Source organism: Citrobacter sp. S55_ASV_140, from assembly GCF_018919505.1.
Lineage (GTDB): Bacteria > Pseudomonadota > Gammaproteobacteria > Enterobacterales > Enterobacteriaceae > Citrobacter > Citrobacter werkmanii.
Genome location: NZ_JAHLQZ010000262.1, coordinates 1 through 4,374, shown reverse-complemented (window position 1 = coordinate 4,374; position 4,374 = coordinate 1). Strand labels below are relative to the sequence as shown.

Below are 4,374 nucleotides of genomic sequence, written 5' to 3'. Positions count from 1 at the left end.
ATGGCATACCCTCACTCAATGCGTAACGATAATTCCCCTTACCTGATTATTGCATCACAACTAAACGGAATAATAACGACCCAAGATGACGCTTTCGCTGTTTTCAGGCGAATTTACTATCCCGTAAAGTTGCGTATAATTTGCCAGGAAACATCTTAAAGTAAAGTAAATGTTGCGTTATGTGAGTGAGGCAAAAACAAATAAACCGCGACAGCGATATCCTGGTGGATGTTGTCGGTTTTTAAATTTAGGACAATCCTTAGTAAAACAGGATAAAAATTAAGGGTTATTATTTTCCGGGCATTTCGCTGACGATATCGGCCAACAAATTAAAAATTTCGCTGAACAAGCGCTCGCAGAATGGCGCAATTAATGGCATCAGCGCCGCCATTAATGAAATACCCACGGTCAGGGTGAGAGGAAAGCCAATGACAAAAATCGACAGCTGTGGCGCCATGCGATTTAACAAGCCAAGCGCAAGGTTCAGCGTCAGCAGCAGCGTCATAACCGGTAGGGCCAGCATCAGCCCGTTGAGGAAAATCAGGCTACCCGCCCGCGCCAGCGCGAGAAATGCATTGCTGTTAACCGGATTGCCGCCAATGGGCAAGGTATGAAACGTATCCACCAACAGCGAAATCAGCCACAGATGGCCATTAAAGGTGAGGAATAACAGCATGGCGAGCATGTCGATCAGTCGTGCCAGGACCGGCATATTCAGGCGGCTACCGGGATCAAAGAATGTCGCAAAGGAAAGCCCCATTTGCAGGCCAATCAGTTCCCCGGCGGTACGAACGGCGGCAAACGCAAACTGCATGGTGAAGCCTAAGGCGATACCGATCAGAATTTGTTGCATGGCCTGCCACAACGCGCCGATGGAAAAGATGGGGACGTCTGCTGGGGGAATAGATGGGGCGATAACAATGGTTATCATCAATCCCAGCCCCAGTTTTACCCGTTTGGGGATAGCGCGTTCGCTGAGAATGGGCGCTGTGGAGATGAGCGCCAGGATGCGCAGCAACGGCCAGAAGTAAAGATTCAGCCACTGCATCCACTCAACGCTGCTCACCTGCAACATAACGTTGTCTACCCGATGATATACGGTAAATTGCTGAACAGCGTACGCACGTAGTCGAGCAGCAGGTTAAGCATCCACGGGCCGGCAACAATGATGGCAATAAAAACCGCAACAATTTTGGGAATGAAGGACAGCGTCATTTCGTTAATCTGGGTCGCCGCCTGCAAAATGCTGATGATAAGACCTGTGACGAGGGCCACCAACAGCAAAGGCGCAGCAAGGGCCAGAGCGACTTTCATCGCTTCTGTCCCCATCATCATGACCGATTCAGGTGTCATTTCGCGCCTCTAACTGTAAAAGCTTTGTGCCAGCGAGCCGACAAGCAACTGCCAACCGTCCACCAACACAAACAGCATCAGCTTAAACGGTAACGCGATCGTGGCGGGCGGCACCATCATCATCCCGAGCGCCATCAGCACGCTGGCGATGACCAGATCGATAATCAGAAAGGGGATAAAAATGGTAAACCCTATCTGGAATGCGGTTTTCAGCTCACTGGTGACATAAGCCGGAAGCAAAATTCGCATCGGTACGGCTTCTGGTCCCTGTAAGGGACCGCTGTTTGCCAGACGGGCGAACAGCGCCAGATCGGCTTCACGGGTTTGGCGCAGCATAAACTCGCGTAACGGTTGGGCGCCTTTCTCCATGGCTTCCTGCATGGAGATCTTCTCTTCGCTGAACGGCTGATAGGCGTCAACGTAGATTTTATCGATCACTGGCGACATGATGAAAAAGGTTAAAAATAGCGCAAGCCCCAGCAGTACCTGATTAGGGGGCGCAGACGGCGTTCCCAATGCATTTCGCAACAAACCGAAAACGATGATGATGCGGGTGAAGCTGGTCATCATCAATAAAATGGCAGGCAGGAAGGTCAGCGAGGTGATAAACACCAGCGTCTGTACAGGCAATGACCAGGTTTGTCCGCCGCCAGGCAGCGGTTGACTCACCAGGCCCGGGAGCTGGGCGAGGGCGACTGGACTGAAAAGCCATAAGCCTGCCAGCGTGATGGAAAACAAACGGCGCATCAGGATCTCCCGGGACGCTTGAGCAAACTCTTCATCATGGCCTGGAAATCCGCAGGGGAGGCCGGTTTTTCTTCTGCATCGGCAGGTGCCGGGGGCAGGGTGTGCAATAGGTTAATTTGCGAGGCCGTGACGCCCAGCACCAGGCGCGCATCTTCCACCTCAACAATCACCACGCGCTCACGTGGGCCCAGTGAGGTACTTGCCGCAACCTTCAGCCCTCGCGTACCGGTGCTTTTGGGGGCAAAGCCCAGGCGTTTAATGACCCAGGCTGCCGCCAGGATCAACACAATGATCCCCAGCAGCGCCCCGCTTACCTGCACCAGCGGTGAGCCGGGGACGGCGGCTGGCTGAGAAACTGTCGCCTGGGTGTTCATGATTAACGGCTCAGACGGCGCATGCGTTCTGATGGGGTAATAATGTCGGTGATACGTACACCGTATTTATCCGCGACCACTACCACTTCACCTTGGGCGATCAGATAACCGTTGATCAGGATATCCAGCGGTTCGCCCGCCAGACCATCCAGCGCGACAACGGAACCTTGCGTCAGACGCAGCAGCTCTTTGATGGTCATGCGCGTACGGCCCAGTTCAACGGTCAGTTTGACCGGAATGTCCATGATCAGGTCGATGTCCTGCAAAGCGCCGCTAACGTCGCCGCCGCCTAACTGCTGGAATACCGCATCGGCCGCGCTTTTGGTGGTCGTGGTTTTTTGCTCGTTTAACGCGTCAGCCCACAGATCGTCCAATGCGCCAGTGTTCTCATCGGACGGATTATTCATATCACTCATTTGGGCTGTTCCTCATTCAGCGAATTCAAAATCGGGTTTATCAGATGTTCTACGCGTAACGCATACTGACCGTTCACGGTGCCATACTGGCTGGTCAGTACAGGCACGCCGTCCACATGAGCAATAATGCGGTCGGGTTTTTCAATCGGCAGTACATCGCCGGGTTTCAGCTTTAAAATCTGGGACAGCCGCAGCGGAATGTCGGCAAAGTTTGCCACCAGCTCCAGCTCAGAATGCTGAACCTGACGCACCAGATTATTGCGCCAGTTCTGATCTTCATTACGTGAGTTTTCCAGCGGTGGATTCACCAGCAGCTCGCGCAATGGTTCAATCATGCTGAATGGCAGACAGATGTTAAATTCACCGGTCAGATTGCCAATTTCAACGTGGAACGGGGTGTTCACCACGATGTCGTTAGGCGAGGTGGTGATATTGGTAAATTTCACCTGCATCTCGGAACGAACGTATTCCACTTCCAGCGGATTGATGGCCTTCCACGCGTCGCTGTAGCTTTCCAGCGCCAGCTTCAGCATGCGGTTGATAACGCGCTGTTCAGTATGCGTAAATTCGCGACCTTCCACTTTCGTCGGAAAGCGTCCATCGCCGCCGAACAGGTTATCAACGGCGATAAATACCAGACTTGGTGAGAACACCACCAGACCCGTACCGCGCAGCGGCTTGAGGTGGATTAAGTTCAGGTTGGTCGGCACCGGTAAGTTACGCGCAAATTCGTGATACGGCTGGATACGAATCGCCCCCACGGTAATATCCGGGCTACGGCGCAACAGGTTAAATAATCCCATACGGAACTGGCGCGCGAAGCGTTCGTTAATGATCTCCAGCGCCTGTAAACGCTCACGCACCACGCGGCGTTGGGTGTTGGGATCATAAGGTCGAATATCGCTCTCTTTTGCGATACCGGTAATGGGTTCGTCTTTGGTTTCGCTATCGCCATTCAGCAATGCGTCGATTTCAGCCTGAGAAAGAATACTGTCGCCCATGTCTTTACCGCAGAATAAAAGCTGTATAAAGAACGTCGGTGACAACCTGTTTTGGCTGCCCGACAACGAGCGGAGTCGCGAGCGTCTCTTTGATGGCGGTAATCAGCTGTTGTTTACCTTCCTCGGTGGCGAGCGTAGCCGCATTTTGACGAGAAAACAGCAGCAGCAAGCGGCTGCGTACTTCCGGCAAATATTCATTCAGACGCGCACGTGTCGCCTCGTCTTTCATGCGCAGCGTGATACCGATATACAGCACACGGTCCGCATCACCCAGATTGACGGTAAAGGTATCCAGCGCAAAGAACACCGGCGCAGGCGGTGGAGCCGGTTCCGCTTTGACGCTGGCGGACGGCTGCTGCTGCATGCGCCAGTAGCTATACCCCGCAGTTGCGCAGGCGGCGAGGGTAATTAATACCAGCAGAGGGATCCAAATAGCGCGTTTACTTTTTTTGTTAATCGCGGAGTCAGTCATCAGATACGGGC

General features: G+C 53.1%; 7 protein-coding genes. All 7 read right to left on the bottom strand.

What is annotated here, in order from left to right; translation table 11 throughout:
• Positions 1–289 precede the first annotated feature (289 nt).
• The 7 genes from fliR to fliL are packed head-to-tail and all read right to left on the bottom strand — an operon-like array spanning position 290 to position 4,363.
• Positions 290–1,075, bottom strand: coding sequence for a flagellar biosynthetic protein FliR (gene fliR / locus KQJ18_RS21995; RefSeq protein ID WP_038641586.1), 786 nt, complete (start codon positions 1,073–1,075; stop codon positions 290–292).
• Between the two features lie 8 nt (positions 1,076–1,083).
• Positions 1,084–1,353: a flagellar biosynthesis protein FliQ gene (fliQ, locus tag KQJ18_RS21990; RefSeq protein WP_032939600.1), complete on the bottom strand. Its 270-nt coding sequence runs from the start codon at positions 1,351–1,353 to the stop codon at positions 1,084–1,086.
• Positions 1,354–1,362: 9 nt separating this feature from the next.
• Positions 1,363–2,100, bottom strand: a complete 738-nt coding sequence (gene fliP / locus KQJ18_RS21985) for a flagellar type III secretion system pore protein FliP (protein WP_185655870.1) — start codon at positions 2,098–2,100, stop codon at positions 1,363–1,365.
• Positions 2,100–2,477 (bottom strand): flagellar biosynthetic protein FliO, encoded by a 378-nt coding sequence (fliO, locus tag KQJ18_RS21980; protein WP_139815555.1) that lies wholly within the window; start codon positions 2,475–2,477, stop codon positions 2,100–2,102. Before fliO ends, fliP begins: the two co-directional genes overlap by 1 nt.
• Positions 2,477–2,890, bottom strand: coding sequence for a flagellar motor switch protein FliN (gene fliN, locus KQJ18_RS21975; RefSeq protein WP_005127761.1), 414 nt, complete (start codon positions 2,888–2,890; stop codon positions 2,477–2,479). Before fliN ends, fliO begins: the two co-directional genes overlap by 1 nt.
• Positions 2,887–3,891 (bottom strand): flagellar motor switch protein FliM, encoded by a 1,005-nt coding sequence (fliM, locus tag KQJ18_RS21970; protein ID WP_038641580.1) that lies wholly within the window; start codon positions 3,889–3,891, stop codon positions 2,887–2,889. The genes fliN and fliM overlap by 4 nt, the downstream gene beginning before the upstream one ends.
• A 4-nt stretch (positions 3,892–3,895) precedes the next feature.
• Positions 3,896–4,363 carry a flagellar basal body-associated protein FliL gene (gene fliL, locus KQJ18_RS21965; RefSeq protein WP_038641578.1) on the bottom strand — a complete coding sequence of 156 codons (468 nt, stop codon included), beginning with the start codon at positions 4,361–4,363 and terminating at the stop codon, positions 3,896–3,898.
• Between the last annotated feature and the right edge of the window lie 11 nt (positions 4,364–4,374).

Excerpts from the sequence above, each read along its gene's own strand:
- fliR (WP_038641586.1), bottom strand. The coding sequence starts at position 1,075 with ATGTTGCAGGTGAGCAGCGTTGAGTGGATGCAGTGGCTGAATCTTTAC.
- fliN (WP_005127761.1), bottom strand. The coding sequence starts at position 2,890 with ATGAGTGATATGAATAATCCGTCCGATGAGAACACTGGCGCATTGGAC.
- fliQ (WP_032939600.1), bottom strand. The coding sequence starts at position 1,353 with ATGACACCTGAATCGGTCATGATGATGGGGACAGAAGCGATGAAAGTC.
- fliM (WP_038641580.1), bottom strand. The coding sequence starts at position 3,891 with ATGGGCGACAGTATTCTTTCTCAGGCTGAAATCGACGCATTGCTGAAT.
- fliL (WP_038641578.1), bottom strand. The coding sequence starts at position 4,363 with ATGACTGACTCCGCGATTAACAAAAAAAGTAAACGCGCTATTTGGATC.
- fliP (WP_185655870.1), bottom strand. The coding sequence starts at position 2,100 with ATGCGCCGTTTGTTTTCCATCACGCTGGCAGGCTTATGGCTTTTCAGT.